This is a genomic window from Ectobacillus funiculus (genome assembly GCF_004138295.1).
GTDB classification, from domain to species: domain Bacteria; phylum Bacillota; class Bacilli; order Bacillales; family Bacillaceae_G; genus Ectobacillus; species Ectobacillus funiculus.
Window position 1 is genome coordinate 33,487 of the sequence record NZ_SCFM01000016.1, and the last position, 16,818, is coordinate 50,304.

The 16,818-nt window shown below is 39.1% G+C and carries 14 protein-coding genes and 1 pseudogene; 11 read left to right on the forward strand and 4 right to left on the reverse strand.

Annotated elements, in window-relative coordinates; translation table 11 throughout:
- The first annotated feature begins 322 nt into the window (after positions 1-322).
- From EP737_RS12435 to EP737_RS12445, 3 genes are all read left to right on the forward strand, one after another.
- Positions 323-2,158, forward strand: a complete 1,836-nt coding sequence (locus tag EP737_RS12435) for a beta-glucoside-specific PTS transporter subunit IIABC (RefSeq protein WP_129728299.1) — start codon at positions 323-325, stop codon at positions 2,156-2,158.
- A 144-nt stretch (positions 2,159-2,302) separates the two neighbouring features.
- Complete coding sequence (locus EP737_RS12440; protein ID WP_129728300.1) at positions 2,303-3,745, forward strand: glycoside hydrolase family 1 protein; 1,443 nt, start codon at positions 2,303-2,305, stop codon at positions 3,743-3,745.
- Positions 3,746-3,875: 130 nt separating this feature from the next.
- Complete coding sequence (locus EP737_RS12445; RefSeq protein ID WP_205650931.1) at positions 3,876-4,253, forward strand: MATE family efflux transporter; 378 nt, start codon at positions 3,876-3,878, stop codon at positions 4,251-4,253.
- A gap of 89 nt (positions 4,254-4,342) precedes the next feature.
- Here EP737_RS12445 and EP737_RS12450 read toward each other — a convergent pair whose 3' ends face one another.
- Positions 4,343-5,137, reverse strand: a complete 795-nt coding sequence (locus tag EP737_RS12450) for an HAD family hydrolase (RefSeq protein WP_129728302.1) — start codon at positions 5,135-5,137, stop codon at positions 4,343-4,345.
- Positions 5,138-5,499: 362 nt separating this feature from the next.
- Between EP737_RS12450 and EP737_RS12455 the strand changes: the two genes are divergently transcribed.
- The 3 genes from EP737_RS12455 to EP737_RS12465 all read left to right on the forward strand — a co-directional run bounded on the left by EP737_RS12455 (position 5,500) and on the right by EP737_RS12465 (position 8,769).
- Complete coding sequence (locus EP737_RS12455) at positions 5,500-6,534, forward strand: ROK family transcriptional regulator (protein ID WP_425455899.1); 1,035 nt, start codon at positions 5,500-5,502, stop codon at positions 6,532-6,534.
- Positions 6,535-6,587: 53 nt separating this feature from the next.
- Positions 6,588-7,820: an MFS transporter gene (locus EP737_RS12460; protein WP_129728303.1), complete on the forward strand. Its 1,233-nt coding sequence runs from the start codon at positions 6,588-6,590 to the stop codon at positions 7,818-7,820.
- Positions 7,821-8,082: 262 nt separating this feature from the next.
- A complete protein-coding gene (locus tag EP737_RS12465) occupies positions 8,083-8,769 on the forward strand; it encodes a hypothetical protein (protein WP_129728304.1) in 687 nt (228 codons plus the stop codon).
- A gap of 186 nt (positions 8,770-8,955) precedes the next feature.
- Here the strand turns inward: EP737_RS12465 and EP737_RS12470 are convergent, their stop codons facing one another.
- Positions 8,956-9,135, reverse strand: a complete 180-nt coding sequence (locus EP737_RS12470; protein WP_129728305.1) for a small acid-soluble spore protein H — start codon at positions 9,133-9,135, stop codon at positions 8,956-8,958.
- 413 nt (positions 9,136-9,548) lie between these two features.
- Here EP737_RS12470 and EP737_RS12475 point away from each other — a divergent pair, with 413 nt between their 5' ends.
- The 5 genes and pseudogenes from EP737_RS12475 to EP737_RS12495 all read left to right on the forward strand — a co-directional run.
- The gene (locus EP737_RS12475; RefSeq protein WP_165350776.1) at positions 9,549-10,883 is read left to right on the forward strand and encodes a cytochrome P450; all 1,335 of its coding nucleotides are present in this window, start codon (positions 9,549-9,551) and stop codon (positions 10,881-10,883) included.
- Positions 10,884-11,717: 834 nt separating this feature from the next.
- On the forward strand, positions 11,718-12,110 hold the full coding sequence (locus EP737_RS12480) for a hypothetical protein (RefSeq protein WP_129728307.1): 393 nt from the start codon (positions 11,718-11,720) through the stop codon (positions 12,108-12,110).
- A gap of 321 nt (positions 12,111-12,431) precedes the next feature.
- Complete coding sequence (gene bla / locus EP737_RS12485; protein WP_425455902.1) at positions 12,432-13,337, forward strand: class A beta-lactamase; 906 nt, start codon at positions 12,432-12,434, stop codon at positions 13,335-13,337.
- Between the two features lie 853 nt (positions 13,338-14,190).
- On the forward strand, positions 14,191-15,282 hold the full coding sequence (locus EP737_RS12490) for an MBL fold metallo-hydrolase (protein WP_129728309.1): 1,092 nt from the start codon (positions 14,191-14,193) through the stop codon (positions 15,280-15,282).
- Positions 15,283-15,478: 196 nt separating this feature from the next.
- Positions 15,479-15,736: pseudogene (locus EP737_RS12495) on the forward strand (hypothetical protein); the annotation flags it as partial.
- A gap of 67 nt (positions 15,737-15,803) precedes the next feature.
- Here the strand turns inward: EP737_RS12495 and EP737_RS12500 are convergent.
- Positions 15,804-16,109, reverse strand: a complete 306-nt coding sequence (locus EP737_RS12500) for an AzlD domain-containing protein (protein WP_129728310.1) — start codon at positions 16,107-16,109, stop codon at positions 15,804-15,806.
- Positions 16,102-16,818 (reverse strand): AzlC family ABC transporter permease, encoded by a 717-nt coding sequence (locus EP737_RS12505; protein ID WP_129728311.1) that lies wholly within the window; start codon positions 16,816-16,818, stop codon positions 16,102-16,104. Before EP737_RS12505 ends, EP737_RS12500 begins: the two co-directional genes overlap by 8 nt.

A 16,818-nucleotide genomic window follows, 5' to 3' on the forward strand; every position in this document is an offset into this window, starting at 1 on the left:
AGAATAGGGGTATGTATTCCTAACTCTAGGTGTATATACATGTCCATATACTGTGGTGATTTAGGTTTTTTTATACCCTTTGAAAGAAGGATGTGGTGTTTTACAGTGGTGCGACAAATGAATAAACAACTTGTTACACAGGATTGTTACTGGTTAGGCAGGCAAAACCTGAATTGATGTTCCTTGCTCGGGGGATTTTATTATCCGTAGCAATGGAATCAATTCAGGTTTTTCTTTTTTGTAACAGAAATACCCGCATTTTTTCTTTCTTTAATAGCAGTCATTTTAAAAGGAAATTCTAATCACAAAAGGAGTGTAGAACATGAGCTACAATGGTTTAGCAAAAGATATTGTTAGACTTGTTGGCGGCGAGCAAAATGTATCCAGTCTTGTGCATTGCGCCACTCGCCTGCGTTTTAAACTAAAGGATCGCGCAAAGGCAGATAAGGCAACGCTTGAAAATTTAAATGGGGTTCTCAGTGTTGTTGAGAGCGGCGGACAATTTCAAGTTGTTGTTGGAAGTCACGTTGCCGATGTATACAAGGAAATTACAAAAATCGCAAACGTAGGTGCGACAGCTGCTTCATCAGATGAACCAAAGGGAAACATTGGGGCCCGCATTTTCGAAGTCATTTCACGCAGCTTTTCACCACTATTAGGTGCACTTGCTGGAGCAGGTATGCTGAAAGCGTTGTTAACGATTTTAACAATGGCAGGACTATTATCAGCCAAAAGCGGAACGTATTTTATTCTATCCGCTGCTGGAAACGCTGTCTTCTACTTCTTACCGATCTTTTTAGGGATTACACTTGCAACGAAGCTCGGTGCAAACCCGTATGTTGGCGGTACAATTGGGGCAGCGCTGCTCGAACCGAATTTCACCGGTTTGCTAGCTGCAGCTAAAAGTACAGATTTTATCGGCATTCCCGTTATATTGATGGATTATTCATCTTCTGTGTTTCCAGTCTTTATAGCTGTATCTATCTATGCTGTTTTAGAAAAGTTCCTTAAGAAAATCATTCATAAAGATTTACAAATGTTCTTGGTCCCAATGCTATCAATAGCAATTATCGTACCGCTTACTGTTATCGCTTTTGGACCATTTGGAGTCAATGTCGGGAATGCGATCGGCGCAGCGATTGACTTCTTGAGCACAAAGAGTGGTATTTTGACAGGGGCTGTTGTGGGTGCAGGATGGACATTCTTGACATTGTTTGGTCTTCATTGGGGACTTGTACCGATTCTTTTAGATCAGCTTGCACATGGAGGCAGCCCGCTCTTTGCAATGCTTGCAGCTGCTCCACTTGCACAAGCAGGCTTAGCACTTGGTGTTTTCTTACGAGCAAAGGATAAAAACGTAAAAACACTTGGAGCATCAACTTTAGTTCCAGCTTTATTATCCGGTGTAACAGAACCAATTCTTTATGGTTTAATGATGCGTTATAAAAGAACCATTCCGTATGTTATCATCGCTGCTGCTGTTGGTGGCGCAATTAACGGTATGTTTGGAACAAAAGCAGTGGTGTATGCATTCCCAAGCGCCTTGTCTATCCCAGCCTTCGCACCGATGGGAATACACATCATCGCGATTGGAATTGCTTTTGCAGGTGCAGCATTAATGGCAGTATTACTTGGATTTGAAGACAAAAAACAAAAGGAAGTAGTATCTGATAACAAAGTAGAAGCAGGACAGCCGCTTGTGAAAAAAGAAGCGATTGTGAGCCCATTGACTGGAGCAATCAAAGCATTAAACGAAGTAGATGATCAAGTATTTGCATCAGAAGCGATGGGAAAAGGGATTGCAATTGAACCGACAGTAGGTAAAGTGTTTGCACCGGCAGATGGCGTTGTGTCTATCCTATTCCCGACAGGACATGCAATCGGGATTACATCTGAAGAAGGTGCAGAGGTTTTAATTCATGTCGGGATAGATACAGTTCAACTAGAAGGAAAATATTTCTCACCAAAGGTTCAACAAGGAGATCGTGTGAAGAAAGGCGATTTATTAGTTGAGTTTGACATTGAGAAGATTAAAGAAGCTGGCTATCAGATCACAACACCAGTGATTATTACAAATACGAGCCAGTATCACGAGATAGTAGAAACAAATCAACAAAGGATTGAAGCAAAAGAAGGTTTGCTGACACTTGTCATTTAAATTCATCATGGATTGAGAGGGGCTTATTAAGAGTCCCCCTTCCTTCCACTTATTTTGATATGGCATAGCCGTGTGGGCTGAAATCATTACTTTTTTACATGGATAATATCTTTTATTTGATTGATTATAAGGAGGAACAAGAAAATGGCTGAATTGAACAAACAATTTCCGGAAGGTTTTTTATGGGGAGGGGCTACGGCTGCTAACCAGCTAGAAGGTGCATATCTTGAAGGTGGTAAAGGATTAAATACACCTGATGTTTTACCAGGTGGGAAAGTAAGACTACAAGTATTGAAAGATCCTGGTTTTGATTTTGAGTTGAATCTAGAAAAATATACGTATCCAAATCACGAAGCAATTGATTTTTATCACCGTTACAAGGAAGATATTGCACTTTTTGCTGAAATGGGCTTTAAAGCATTTCGTCTGTCAATTTCATGGTCACGCATTTTCCCTAAAGGCGATGAGCTCGTTCCAAATGAAGAAGGGTTAGCGTTCTATGACCGCGTATTCGATGAACTGCTTAAATACGGCATTGAACCGGTTGTCACGATTTCTCACTATGAACTACCCATTCACCTTGTAAAGGAATATGGGGGCTGGAGAAGCCGTGAATTGGTTACATTCTTTGAAAGATATGTAACAGCACTCTTCGACCGGTATAAAAATAAAGTAAAATACTGGATGACATTTAATGAAATCAACAGCAGTCTCCATATGCCAATCTTAGGACTGGGGTTTGCGATTCAAAACGAAGAAGACCATTATCAGCCAACTTTCCAAGCATATCATCATCAATTCGTCGCAAGTGCGAGAGCAGTTCAGCTTTGCCATGAGATGATTCCCGGCGCTCAAATCGGATGTATGATTGTGTACCTTCCAACTTATTCTGTTGACTGCAATCCAGAAAACGTACTTTATGCTTTAAAGGAAGAACAGCTATTTAACTATTTCTGCGGCGATGTACAAGTGCGCGGGGAGTATCCAGCCTTCATGAAGAGATACTGGAGAGAGCATGGAATCAAGCTTGAAATTCAAGAAGGCGATCTTGAACTCATGAAAGAAAATACAGTTGATTATATCGCTTTTAGTTATTATATGTCTCGTACAGAGAAGAAGAATAAAACACCTGAAGAGGTGGGTCAAGGGAATATCTTAGGCGGAATTAAAAATTCATTCTTAAAAGCAAGTGAATGGGGATGGGAAATTGATCCGATTGGTCTTCAAATCTCTTTAAACCAATTGTATGATCGCTACCAAAAGCCGTTATTTGTCGTGGAAAATGGTCTTGGAGCCTACGATAAGATAGAGGAGGACGGTTCAATCAATGACGATTACCGAATTGACTATCTTCGCGAACATATCAAAGCAATGGGTGAAGCGATTGATGATGGAGTGGAACTGATGGGTTATACTTCATGGGGATGTATTGATTTAGTTAGTGCGTCAACTGGTGAGATGAGTAAGCGTTACGGCTTTATCTATGTTGATAAGCATGATGATGGCAGCGGCACATTGGAACGCAAAAAGAAACAGTCCTTTTTCTGGTACAAAAATGTCATTGCGACGAATGGAGAAGAACTGTAAATTACACTATTTCAAAAAAAGAGATAAGTTACCAACCTTATCTCTTTTTTTTACTACCTTGAACGTGTAAAAAACGTTTAAAATGCTTATTATTTTTTCCCTTTGCTTTTCAATTACGTCATGGTTTTTAATGATACTTTTTCCAAAAACAATTATTTCTTTATTTAGTAATGATCCTATGTTGGTGGGAACTACTGTTTGGGCAATGCGAATTTACATGGTCACAGCTTTTGTTATGAGTGCACAGCTTAGTAGCTGTCAACAAACTTTCATTGCCCTTGGACAGGCCAAAAATTCTCTTTTCCTGGCTCTTTTACGGAAAATTATTCTGTTGATTCCTTTAATTTACATCCTGCCAAATTATTTTTCTAAAAAGGATTTTGCAGTATTTCTCACAGAGCCAATCGCAGATTTTCTTGCTGTCACATGTACTGTAATCTTATTTTCCATTCAGTTTAAAAAGTTATTAGCAAAGAAGCCAAAAACAAAAAAGTTACAAGCAAGCTAAAGATTTCTAAAATTGATCTTTCAACAATAGAAAAAATAATTTCAAAATTAAAAAAGAAGTGATGTCACTTCTTTTTTAATTACCTTTTATTATAACGATAACATTTGAATGATTGTTTTCATTACAGCATCTTCTTCGTTTGAACGGGTAATAAAATTTGCAGCATCCTTTAATTCTTGAACTGCATTTCGGACAGCAAAGCTATATGTTGCGCGAGTCATGAGTTCTAAATCATTGTAACCATCTCCGAATGCCATTGTTTCTTCAGGAGTAACATTCAATAAACGCTGCAAATGTTCAACGGTAGTACCTTTATGAACATTTGCATTTGCTATATCGATCCAAGCAGCTTCAGAAGCAACAATATAAGCTGACTCAAAAAACGGAGATAGTTTTTCCCTAGTCTCAAAACAATTAAACGATGGATCATGAATGGTAATCTTAACAAAATCATCTGTTATTTCATTAAAATCAGAAACTTGCCTTACTTGCGCATAAGACCTTCTGACAATGGCTGCTTCTCCTTGAGGGATGTTTTCTTTTATTACTGCACCGTTTCTTGTACACGCAATAATCGTATGTTCTAAGCTTATTTCCTCAAGTAAACGGATAATTTCCAGTCCTAATGTATTACTGAGCAGAGATTCATAAACAAATTCCCCGTTATGCTTGATTCGAGTTGCGCTATCCCCTAAAATCCATAGACCATCTCCATCATCACCAAATAACTCTTCTACGCGTTCACATTGCTTGCCAGTAACAGGAGCAAAAACAACTCCTTTTTCTTTCATTATCTTTTTTACATCCTTGTACAGTTCCCGGTTAAAGTCGCCGCTATTATTCAAGAAGGTTCCGTCCATATCAGTTAACACTAATTTAATCATAAGCTTTCTCCTCATACTTCTATTTTTTGAAAAAATTTTAGTGAATGTCCTTTTTTACTTTTTCTTCTTTAATAGCGAAAGTAAAAATACTTATGAATGAATTGTATCTGCGTTGATTAGGACGGTAAATAAGTCAGGAGCATCTAGTTTTTAATAACACGAAAAGTCATTTGTTACACAGATGTAACAACATGTGTCTTATGAAGTAGGTATCTTAAGATTGAGTTATAGAGAAGGTTTAACAGTTTAAGTAACTGAGGAGTGGTTTGAAAAGCTATTGTTTTCAAAAATTGTATGTGGTATATTAACACCGTTACTTATTAAAGGTATTTAATAAGTTTATTTTTTAGGTGGTGAATCTAGTGGATGAATTATTAGCTACTCCTAAATCCATGAAGAAGGTGATTCTTCGTGGTATTCGTACAACTCTTTTAAAACTTGGAAGCGCAACAAAAGTTGAACTCAGCCATACATTAGGAATTAGTTTCCCGACAATAAGTAAGTTCCTAACGCAGATGGAGAAGGATGGGGAAATTCTTTCAGTCGGTTTAGATGATTCTAGCGGCGGGAGAAGGGCCAAAAGATATACATACAATCCTGAGCATATGCTAGGTCTGGCAATATTTTTAGAGAGAACCGAGACGAATTTTACAATTTTCAACTGTCTGGGAGAAGTAAAAGAACAGGGAAAAGCGCCGAGTGTATTGATAGATGATGGTTTACATGTATTAACTACGTACATTGAAAACATAATGACTACATATCCGAAGATCAATTCTATGGCAATTGGCGTTCCTGGTGCAGTCGATAATGGCCGGATTTTCTATATACCAGGATACGAGCAGTTTCAAAATTTTGATTTAAAAGGATACTATGAGGAACATTTTTCGATACCTGTCGTGGTAGAGAATGATATGAATGCTGCTGTTCTCGGATATCACAATAATAAGGGACTTAAGGATAAGCAATCCCTTATCTATTTGTATTCTGGTCAAAATGGCCCAGGAGCAGGGATTATGATAAATGGAGATGTGGTGCGAGGAAGTACTTTTTTCTCAGGAGAGATTTCATTCGTCCCTCAGTATAATGACCGCAATTTTCGGCAAGCTTTGGAAACCGGAAATGGCCCTAAAAAAATAACGATTCATGAGGATTATGAGATTGATGCAATTAGCAGGTTAGTCGCCTCGCTTGTAGCTATCATTAACCCTCATACTATTATTTTTTGTAATGATGAAGTTGAAAAAGCAATATTAGACAAAATTGCCCTAGGCAGCTCAAACTATGTCCCGTCAGAACATCTTCCAGTGCTTACAATGAGTGATTGGAAACAAGACTATTTATATGGATTACAAAGTCTTGGACTTGATCTCATGATGAATGGAATAAGCAGGTAAAACAAATCGGAAAGTACCATTGACCATTAAATAGTTAAAGGAGAGATTTACATATGACAACATTCCTTTTGGTCATTATTTATTTGGCTTTTATCAGCTTAGGTTTGCCTGATTCATTATTGGGGGTAACATGGCCTGTGATGCAATCGGACTATGGGGCCCCACTTGAGACTGCTGGATTGCTTTTTATGACGATTGCCGGCGGTACAATTATTTCCAGTTTAGCTAGCGGAAAGATACTTAAACGGTTTGGCACTGGCAATGTCACATTTGTCAGTTGTTTAATGACTGCTGGTGCTTTGCTAGGATTTCATTTTGCTCCATCCGTCGTTTGGTTAATTGTATGTGCCATCCCACTTGGATTAGGTGCGGGATCTGTTGATACAGGATTAAACAATTATGTTGCTACCCATTATAAGGCACACCATATGAGTTGGTTACATTGTTTTTGGGGAGTCGGAGCTACTTTTGGTCCTATCATTATGGCTCAGTTTATTTCAGAACAACATTCCTGGAGAAATGGGTATCTTGCAATCTCTGGAATTCAGTTCACGTTAACTGTCATCCTTCTCTTCACCTTGCCCTTATGGAATAGAGTGAAAAAAAGCAGCGATATCAACTTACATGAAGAGCCAGAGGATTCAAAAGGTGTATTTCATCATGAAGATGCTAAACATGTAAAGCCTTTACAAATTAAAGGAGTTAAACTAGCTCTGATCTCCTTCTTGTTTTATTGTGGGGTTGAGTCAACAGTAGGTCTTTGGGGAAGTAGCTTTCTGGTAAATGTCAAGGAGTTACCCGTAGCGGCTGCTGCACAATGGGTTTCCTTATATTACGCAGGAATAACAATTGGTAGATTTATTACAGGCTTTATTACCTTTAAAATGAGTAACCGTACTCTCATCCGAATGGGGCAAATAATAGCATTGACTGGTGCAACATTTCTATTCCTACCATTGCCGTCCACTTTCTCGCTTGTAGGTTTTATTATGATTGGCTTAGGATTAGCACCGATATTTCCGTGTATGTTGCATGAAACACCAGCACGTTTTGGGAAGAAGCATTCCCAAACAATTATGGGCTATCAAATGGCTGTTGCCTATACAGGTAGTACATTCATGCCACCTCTTCTTGGTTTTATTGCATCCCATTCAACAATAGGAATCTTCCCATTTTGTATTGTTGTTTTTGTTGCAGCGATGCTCCTAAGTTCAGAAAAATTAAATACCTTACTGACAAAGAAGGAAGTATTCAAAAGGAAAGATGCAAGCTCAACAGCATTTTAATCATGTAGGGATTCAACAGATAACAAAGGGGCTAACATGAGATAAATCAAATACATTAACGAGGGTGCCCATAACTTTTGGGACACCCTTGTTCTGATTAAACGTGAAATAAATAACTTTTCGATTTTTGCATGCTTCTTAGAATTTTGCAGAGCCAATAAAATTGTAAGATACAGTTGTATACGGTAGCAAGTGAACATTTATGTGAGCATATTGTAATGTTACAGGTGTTTTTACTTTAACAATCGGGAGAGATGATTGGATGCAAAAATGGAAAACTGTAATGCTTGTTTCATTTTTTCTGTTATCATTCTTGCTTCTTACAGGGTGTTTCAGTAATAATACCTCTGATGGAAAAACTAATTCCAATTCTGAACAACCGAAACCAGCATCTTCACCAAAGCCTAATCCGGACCCAGATGTAAAACCAACTCCAGCTCCAGATCCACAGCCGCAGCAATATGTAGTGCCAACACCAATCCCATTATCATTTCTTGAACCTAATGCTCTTCCTGATGCAATGATGGAGCAATTTTTACTTAATTTTAATGCATATGCGAATCAAGTTGGGTACGAACTTCATCAAGTGGGGGATATAGACCATCTTGAAGATGGTACTAGATTCAGAGCAGTCTTCTCAAATGGTATGTCATTTACAATTGCATTTCATGCTAAAACAAATGAAATTATGGAAGTCACGATTGGGTTGGATAACGGATCGTCAGCAGCAAAAGATATCGATGAATTTTATCAAACTGTTGGTACCTTTTTAAATTGGTGGCTTGGATTGAGTGGAGGTACAGAGACTTCTGAACTTCTGGAGCATCTCGGCTACGGAGGGAATATATTGACCCAAGATTACGAAGCTTTTGGGAATGGATATAGATACTATGTACACTATGATCCAACTGCAAAGACATTTATGTTTTCGCTCAATAAGCAATATTGAGTGAAAGAAGATTTTATTTAAATATTATATAAGGTGTGAGGAAGCACCTTGCGTCATCCGGACTGACTTTTTTATAGTGAGTTCATTCTTAAACCTAACTTGTCCAAAACTTAAGTTTTTTTTAAAACTATCCTGTCCCGTTCGTATTATAAGGTCAGGATAGTTAAAGGAGACAAAGAAATAAAATTAATGTTCCATCAAGTTGGATACAGGAACACTTTGTTTGTTATTTGGGTTATCAAGGGAATGAATTGTAGCCGTTCCGTTTTGTTCATCCACATGTTCAATGTAGATGCGTTCCCCCTGACAGGTTACATTAGCCATGATTGGTGAAGCAGAGATTTCTTGCGCTCGTTGTGCATTCATTATAGCCACCTCCTTTTGAGTTACAACAGTTATAATTATTTGCTTCAGATTACTTAGATATACTTGTTGAAGGTGTATTTTTAAACAAGGATAACTAAATCATGTTTGTATTACTTTTTACTTTATGGAAGCAATCCAGATTTTCTGAGTTGCTTTTACTTTGAACGAGGAACATCGGAGTGATGGGCCGGCTAAGTATAGGATTGGTAAAGTGCCTTATGCTTAACATTTTAGATGCGAGAGATTAGCGATGTAGTTTTTCCATAGAACAACAGGGCTTGGTTTTCAGGGATTCTGTAATCCTTCAATCAAATTTTGAAGAAGAAAACTTAAAAAATACAAGGAATATAAAATCACAATTTCTTATTTAGTATACAATGGTAGAGGTGAAAATTTTCAAAGGAGGATTATATATGTCTCAAATAACTCAAGCTAGAGTAGTTACGGCTTTAACAGGAGATTATCAAGACTATCAAACCAATGTACTTGGCACATTAGATTATTTAGTAGAAAAATATGAGGATGATTATGACTTTATTAATATTCCATTCCCCAATGGAGAGAATCGGTATCTTATCTTAAATGCTGAGTATACAGAGGAAGTTCTGCAGACGAAACAAAAATCATTTGTAAAAGGGGCAGCTTTTAACTTCTTTAAACCATTATTAGGTGAGGGTTTACTAACAAGTGAAGGGGAGAAACATAAACGTGATCGGAGAATCATTCAACCTTCTTTTCATATGAGGAGTTTATCGGGCTATGCTGATACAATGGTGCTGAATGCTTTAAATTTAACAAAGCAGTGGGAGGAGGGAGACCTTCAACAGACAGATGTCTCAAAAGACATGATGAAACTTACATTAAATATTATTACGGAGACAATGTTTGGTACCAATATAGATCAAGGTAAAATTGAAGAAGTGGACGAAGCGTTTACTACCTTCTCAAAAGTAATTAGCAGTGCTTATAGAGGAATAACAGATATGGCGTTGTTTAAACAGCAGGTAGCCAACAGTATTCAAAAACTGCAATCCGCTGTGGCACCTATTATTACGGAGAGAAGGGGATTAGAAACACAAGAAACGGATGATTTACTTGCTGCTCTGTTTCGTGCAAAAGATGAGGAAAGCGGGGCTGGAATGACAGACGAGGAGATTTATGAACACGTTATGACGTTTTTTTTAGCAGGTCATGAAACAACGTCTAACGCGTTGTCATGGACATGGTACTTGCTCTCCCAAAACCCACATGTCGAGGAGAAGTTCCATCAAGAGATAGATACAGTTTTGGGTAATCGTACGCCTATGTTAGAGGATTTTGGTAAATTAACCTATACAAAAGCAATTATTCAGGAGTCCATGCGTGTTTTTCCGCCAGCTTACCAAACTGCTAGACAAGCTTTCGAGGATGTAGAAATAGGCGGCTACAACTTCAAAAAAGGAGATACATTCTTAGCATCTCAGTATGTTTTACATAGAAGCAAGCGTTATTTTGAAGAGCCGCTCATGTTTGATCCTGAAAGGTTTGAAAATGGTACCTTAAAGGGTGTTCCTAAATTTGCCTATTTCCCATTTGGCGGGGGGAGTAGGGTATGTATTGGTAACCATTTTGCAATGTTAGAGGCTGTTCTTGTTTTAGCTACGCTTGGGCAAAAATATAAATTGCAAACCATTAATGAAGTCAAGCCTGAACCAATGATTACACTAAAACCAAAGACTTTAAATATGAAGCTTATAAAACGTATATAGAACGCCGAAGTGTTATTTATAAAGGATATTGATCTATAGAGATGCGGTAGTGAAGAGGGGAATAGCAGCAGGTGCCAAGGTGGTTGCACTAGCAGGGGGTCGTACAGGAGACATAAGTTTTGGTATGAAGAGTGTGATAAAGAGGTTGTTATTGTTCAGAAAGTAATGCATATACTTTGATTCCAGCGAATCTTCTTCATTCCAGCACAGAAGCATAATGGCATTTTCTATATCGTAGAAAGCACCGTACCCTCATTGCAGTTCACGTAAGGATAATCGGATTTTCTCTTCCAAAATATGTATTATTGTAAGTTTTTCGTGTTTTGACGTCGCTACCCCATAGCTATCAACATAAAAAAACAAACTACTCCCAAAACGATAAAAGTGAGAAATTTGCACAAAATTTTCGTTCTGGGGGTATCCTTTATTCTTAGTTTGATGGGCATGGAGTGCTCATCCGTCCGTTGTGCTTCTCTTGCTCCATATGTCTACACGCTGATGTGGTGGCTCTGCCCCTAAACATCCCCGACCAGCACAACACCCAAAAAGCAAGGGAAGTGCAAAACCTTAATAAGTCCCTTACTTTAATATCCCGATCATTCAGATTATAGGAAAAATATTACATTTTAACCTATTTATTTGTAAAATATATATGTATTATTCAATATTATGTCCGCTAATACTTAACGTAAGATTTGGTTCGGTTGCTACACAGACCCCAGCTACGGTATATTGCAAAGTAGCTTAGCTCCCTTACCTTGTATAAAATCAATTTAAAACTTTTTCTAGGCATGTTATAAAAGTGTGGGGATTTATACCATATGGGGTGAGCTAATGGGGAAATATGTACTATCAAAAAAGATCGGGATTGTCTTAGGGATATTAACGATCATTGCTACGTTAGGATATGGCTTTCTGTATTTACTTGGTACATCCTTAGGGAAAGCGCTCAACTCCGAAATCGATACATCAGCAACTGATAGGCTTACTTTAGTCATTCTTATTGGTCTTCTCATAGTCGGCGTAATAACCGGAGCAGGTCCTTTTGGATTAAACCGGAATGTATGGAGAATCGTTTACTTTGGATTCTGTTTGGTACTTGGAATTTGTCTTCTTATTATCTTTTTTATTTCTATAGGAGCATTAGGAAGAACATATGAATTTATGATTTTATGTATTAGTATGATGTATTTTTTGTTGGGCTATTTAGTAAGAAAGGAGAAATGAAAGTTACAAAGGTTGATTGTGGTTTCATCTCGCTCTTGAATGAAAAGGCATCAGATGCGCTTTAGCCTGTGAATAAAGGGTAGAAGAACTAAGCTGCTTTGCGGTATATCGTAGCTCTAGCCCCCTCTATCACTATTAAAGCAGAAAATTCTATGAGTATTCTGAATTATTACATAAAAATATCATGAACATTGCTCTGTTCTTCCGTGTTTATTATGGAATCAAGTTGATAGAATCAGGCTGTGATTAAATTTAGGTCTTGAACCAAGATCACACACACTCGAGGATATGGGAGGACTGATCCTTTTGAAAGGTGTAAAGATGTTAAAAATATGGACGCGTGTTGGACTATTAAGCTTAAGTCTTGTAAGCTTAAGTTTCTTTGGAGACGGATCAAAGCAGACGGAAGCAAAAGAAAAAGTAGAGCAAACAAAAAGTACAAGTCATGCGACTAGTCGAAAGTTCGTGCAACTTGAGAAAAAGTTTGATGCTCGGCTCGGCGTCTATGCTATTGACACTGGCACAAATCGTACGGTAGCCTATCGACCTGATGAACGGTTTGCTTACACATCCACCTTTAAGGCTCTGGCTGCAGCGGTAGTGCTGCAGCAAAACTCGATTGACAAACTGGACGAGGTAATCACCTACACCAAAGATGACCTAGTCACGTATTCGCCAATCACAGAGAAACACGTGGATACCGGGATGACCCTTAGGGAAATCTGCGATGCTGCTATCCGTTACAGCGATAATACCGCAGGGAACCTTTTAATGCAGAAACTGGGCGGCCCTAATGGATTCGAAAAAGCACTGAGGCAAATCGGCGATAATGTCACCGAGGCTGATCGCTTCGAGACTGATTTGAACAGTGCCATCCCAGGAGACATCCGTGATACAAGTACAGCAAGAGCACTTGCCACCAACCTGAAGGCTTTCACGGTCGATGACGTGCTCCCGAATGATAAGCGTACAATCCTTACAGATTGGATGCGGGGGAACACTACTGGAGACGAACTGATCCGTGCGGCCGTACCTAAAGGCTGGGAGGTAGGCGATAAAACCGGAGCAGGAGACTACGGAACGCGAAACGACATTGCCATCGTTTGGCCGCCGAATAGAGACCCCATCATCATCGCGATTCTATCCACCCATGATACTAAGAATGCTACCTATAATAATGAACTTATAGCAAAGGCTGCCAAGATCGCACTCAATGTCTTCAAGTGAATTAGGGGCGAGTATCAAAACAAGGAAAAATACACGTTTAGACATTAGATACTTTTTAGTTTTAGGAAGCAATGTCCAATTGCTTCTTTTTTTATGTGTGCCAGGCATGGCAACTATCTAGGTGGTGAAAGTCCACTGTGGGGGTACATATCGACCAATCACTAAGGAAGCGCAAGGTACTTATCGTGAGGTAAGGGCTGGAGGAAGCGTGGAATAAAATCTTGGCTCGACGAACAGAAATCTGATACCAAGGCTCTATAAAGGGATGAGACTCCACAACAAGTCAAAGTCCAAAAAGATGTGCGTAACTCTGTAGAGTAAATCAGGTGAGTAAAAGAGGAAAGATAGTTGTCTTACCCTGGGAGATCTTGCGGATAGTAGTACAGTCGGAAAAGGGTAGTCACAAGAAGTTAGCAGAAGCCATAGTAATGAAATACATTCATGAAGAGCCGAACAATTTATAGTGTTTCAACGCCACAAATGAGTAAGTGACGTACTCCGAATGTGTTAATGGTAAAGTATGAGCATATCTCAAAGGATAACCAAAATGGGAGCTATCACTTACTACGTGAGAGGAAAGGAGAAACGAGTGTGGAACTTTTAGAAACAATTCTAAGTAATCAAAATATGAATAAAGCCTACTTGCGTGTCTATAAAAATAAAGGTGCAAGTGGAGTCGATGGAGTAACAGTCAAGTGTAGACTTGATTAAAGGTTAAAATTTCACGTATCGAATTAAAAAATATTTAATAACTATTAAATATCGTGTAGTATTATAGTATCTACATGTTGCCGTCAGGCTCCTGTAATGGAGGAAATATGTCAATATATATAAAGATATGGAGAATAACCAAATGACGATTTTCATTATATGCGCAGCCGTTATATTCGGTATCGTATCTTTCTTAGCTTATTACCCATCCTTTGGAGCAAAAATGTCCAAAGAGGACATACAACTCTTCCGCCAACTTCCGAACTTCAACAGGAAGAGTTTCATAAACCAAACTCCTACCCCAATGAGTATGGGAATGGCAGATGTTTTGTCGCTTTTGCGGGATTATGTAAAGGGCAACCCAAATCGGAAGCCGATTGCGCCTATTCCCATGCAGCACGTGAATTTTGGAAGTATACAGCGCCACAAGCAAACACGGGTGACGTGGTTTGGACATTCAGCACTAATGCTGGAAATGGAGGGAAAGACGTTGCTGCTCGATCCAATGCTTGGACCGACCCCTTCGCCTATTCCGTTCATGAGCAACCAACGTTATAGCAAAGATGTGCCCATTGATCTAAATCAACTCCCAATAATTGATGCAGTTATTTTTTCTCATGATCATTATGATCATCTTGATTACCGCTCCATTCAAAAGTTGAAGGATAAGGTGAAACGGTTCTTTGTGCCGCTCGGTCTTGGCAGCCATTTGGTACGTTGGGGTGTCGCACAGGAAAATATCACTGAACATAATTGGTGGGAGGAATCCGAACTAGACGGACTTCAGCTTATCTGTACTCCGGCAAGGCACTTTTCAGGGCGTAGCCTCTTTGATCGCAATGCAACCTTATGGTGTTCATGGGTCATTATTGGTCAGCAGGATCGAGTGTATTTTAGTGGCGATAGCGGGTATGCTACGCATTTTAAGGAAATTGGCGAACGATACGGTCCGTTTGATTTGACACTTATGGAGTGCGGTCAATATGACGAACGTTGGGCTAACATTCATATGATGCCAGAAGAAACAGTACAGGCTCATTTGGATGTGAAAGGGAAGGTATTGTTTCCAATACATTGGGGTGCCTTCACCCTAGCGTTGCATGATTGGAATGATCCTATTGAGCGGGTGATAAAAGCAACAAAAGAGAAGAATGTGGAGATTGTGGTACCGAAGATTGGAGAGCCAGTACAAATCCCTTCAGCACAATACCCTAATGCTTTGTGGTGGAAGTGACTGTGGTCTTTCCTAACTATCCAGATCTTAAAAGGGTTGGTTTTGCTTTGTTAGCGCAAGAACAGCAAGGATTCACCTTCATGGAAACATCTTAGCGTATAATATCCGCCTTTTTCCATCAGTACCCCCTGCCCATCAAACTAATTTGAATAAATATATCCCCCATATGCGAGAAATACGCTATCCTTTTAGTAGAATGATTGATAAGGATGGCGTTTCTTATGGAGGCTTCATTATGCGACAACTGCAACTCTTTGCCCAGGAATTATACCGTAATTTATCTCCTGAAACCCTTCATAGACTCGCAAAAGAGGTAGGATTTGTCCGCCGAACAAGTAAGTATAGTGGACAAGATCTTGTGTCACTGTGTGTATGGCTCAGTCAAGAAGTTGCATCCGCGTCCCTCAACCAACTATGCAGTGCATTAGAAGCTGCGACAGATGTACTCATTAGTCCGTAAACATACTGAGCTCACGAAGGTATTTCTTCGTCTTTACACCCTAATACTTTATTTTTTATGTTTATAAAACAAAAGCTTCCACCAAAAACACAGCGACACAAGCAAACAGCGATACACGAAACAAACTTGCACCCTTATAAGCTAGTACTACAGCAATGATGAATCCAATAAGGGCGGAGGTGGTTGAAGCAGTAACATTTAGAATCGCTGGAAATATCATGACAGCCAATGTAACAAATGGCACATAGTATAAAAAGGACTGGATATAGACATTTTTAATTTGTTTTCGTATTAATGTTAGTGGCAGCACACGAATGAGGTAAGTTACTGCAGCCATAACTAGCATATAGAAATAGACACTATTCATTGGCTACATCCCCCTTTATCGGAAACAAATAGGCAGCCGTTCCTGCTATAACAAAGGTTAATACGATAATCTTCACACCCGATGAAATGCTTTTTAAACCTGGTACCACACTAAAGAAAAAGCTCGCAATCATCGAAAGTAAAATTAGTACAGCTAAGATGTTATTCCCTTTCGCTGGAGGGATAATAACAGCTAGCAACATACCGTAAAGGGCGATGCTTAATGCACTTACCACGTTTGCTGGTAAGACGTCTCCGGAATAGGCACCAAGAAACGTACCAAGTGTCCAACCAGGAATCGCAACACTCATAACGCCATACGTATAGAACGGACTTAATTTCCCTTTTACCGATATTGACAGGCCGAATACCTCATCGGTAATTCCGAAAGCCATGATCATTCGATGAACAAGTGATGTTTGTGTATCTATTTTTTGCGATAATGCTGCCGACATAAGAAAGTAGCGTGAATTGATAATCAATTGTGTGACCGCAATTTCCACAAGATGTGCCGAGGCCGCTATTAATGTTAGGCCGGCAAACTGTCCAGCAGATGTTAGATTTATTAATGACATAAGTACGGCTTCTACCGAGGTAATCCCTGCTTTCGCTGCTAAAATGCCAAAACTAAACGCTACGGCAAGGTAACCAAATGCAATTGGTAGCCCGTCCTTTGCTCCTTTTCTCCATAACGCCCCTTTTGTGTTCAT

Bases quoted from the DNA above. Each gene is read 5' to 3' on its own strand.
- EP737_RS12450 (WP_129728302.1), bottom strand. From the start codon at position 5,137: ATGATTAAATTAGTGTTAACTGATATGGACGGAACCTTCTTGAATAAT.
- EP737_RS12470 (WP_129728305.1), bottom strand. From the start codon at position 9,135: ATGAATGCACAACGAGCGCAAGAAATCTCTGCTTCACCAATCATGGCT.
- EP737_RS12465 (WP_129728304.1), top strand. From the start codon at position 8,083: ATGCAAAAATGGAAAACTGTAATGCTTGTTTCATTTTTTCTGTTATCA.
- EP737_RS12480 (WP_129728307.1), top strand. From the start codon at position 11,718: ATGGGGAAATATGTACTATCAAAAAAGATCGGGATTGTCTTAGGGATA.
- EP737_RS12505 (WP_129728311.1), bottom strand. From the start codon at position 16,818: ATGAACACAAAAGGGGCGTTATGGAGAAAAGGAGCAAAGGACGGGCTA.
- EP737_RS12460 (WP_129728303.1), top strand. From the start codon at position 6,588: ATGACAACATTCCTTTTGGTCATTATTTATTTGGCTTTTATCAGCTTA.
- bla (WP_425455902.1), top strand. From the start codon at position 12,432: ATGTTAAAAATATGGACGCGTGTTGGACTATTAAGCTTAAGTCTTGTA.
- EP737_RS12445 (WP_205650931.1), top strand. From the start codon at position 3,876: ATGATACTTTTTCCAAAAACAATTATTTCTTTATTTAGTAATGATCCT.
- EP737_RS12500 (WP_129728310.1), bottom strand. From the start codon at position 16,109: ATGAATAGTGTCTATTTCTATATGCTAGTTATGGCTGCAGTAACTTAC.
- EP737_RS12440 (WP_129728300.1), top strand. From the start codon at position 2,303: ATGGCTGAATTGAACAAACAATTTCCGGAAGGTTTTTTATGGGGAGGG.
- EP737_RS12475 (WP_165350776.1), top strand. From the start codon at position 9,549: ATGTCTCAAATAACTCAAGCTAGAGTAGTTACGGCTTTAACAGGAGAT.
- EP737_RS12490 (WP_129728309.1), top strand. From the start codon at position 14,191: ATGACGATTTTCATTATATGCGCAGCCGTTATATTCGGTATCGTATCT.
- EP737_RS12435 (WP_129728299.1), top strand. From the start codon at position 323: ATGAGCTACAATGGTTTAGCAAAAGATATTGTTAGACTTGTTGGCGGC.